This window comes from Mycobacterium kyorinense (assembly GCF_001672775.1).
Classification (GTDB): domain Bacteria; phylum Actinomycetota; class Actinomycetes; order Mycobacteriales; family Mycobacteriaceae; genus Mycobacterium; species Mycobacterium kyorinense_A.
Genome location: NZ_LZKJ01000016.1, coordinates 1 through 686, shown reverse-complemented (window position 1 = coordinate 686; position 686 = coordinate 1). Strand labels below are relative to the sequence as shown.

Annotated in this window: 1 pseudogene; it reads right to left on the bottom strand. The window is 64.6% G+C overall.

The annotated features are described in order from the left end of the window. Positions 1-686 (bottom strand): annotated as a pseudogene (locus tag A5707_RS24030) (hypothetical protein); the annotation flags it as partial.

The window sequence follows — 686 nt, the reverse complement described above, 5'->3', positions numbered from 1 at the left end:
ACGGTGGTCAGGTCGATGAAAAACTGAGCGGGGATGGCTGGCATCACGAAACCCCGTGGCCTGCCGCTTTCTTCGACGATCGCACAGGGCCAAGCGGCAAACGAGATCAGCCGTTCGGCCTGTGCGTACGACAGCGATTCCTCGACTAGGGCCGGCATAGCCGCTAACGCGGTGAAATCGATGTCGGCCAGGGTCTGCGGTTTGTATTCCTTGTAGACCATCGATTCAGCGAACTTGGTCTTGACATTGGGTGCGCCATAAACGACACCCTGACCTCCTTGGCCGATCTTGGTCAGCACACCCAATTTGTCGCGTGGGATCACTTGTCGTGCGGTCGCTGACTTTCGATGATGCTGGTGCGGTCCGGACTCGGCCTGGGGTGGGGGACCGGGCGCGGGCCGGGTCGGCTCGGCAAGCCGGTTCGGCGCTGGGTGGGGAACGCGGGCCGGCGCGGATGCCTCGGTGAGGGCCCGGCGGGCGGCGGTGGCTAAATCGCGGGCGCTCTGATAGCGCTCGTCGGGCGTTTTGGCCATACCGACCGCGATGACTTCGTCGAACCCGGCCGGGATGGCAGGGTCGGTGCTGCTCGGTTTGGGGGGGTCGAGGGCCAGGTGACCCGCGATCTGCTGCTCCATGCTGTCACCGGGATAGGGAGTGGCGCCGGTGAGGCACTCATAGAGCACACA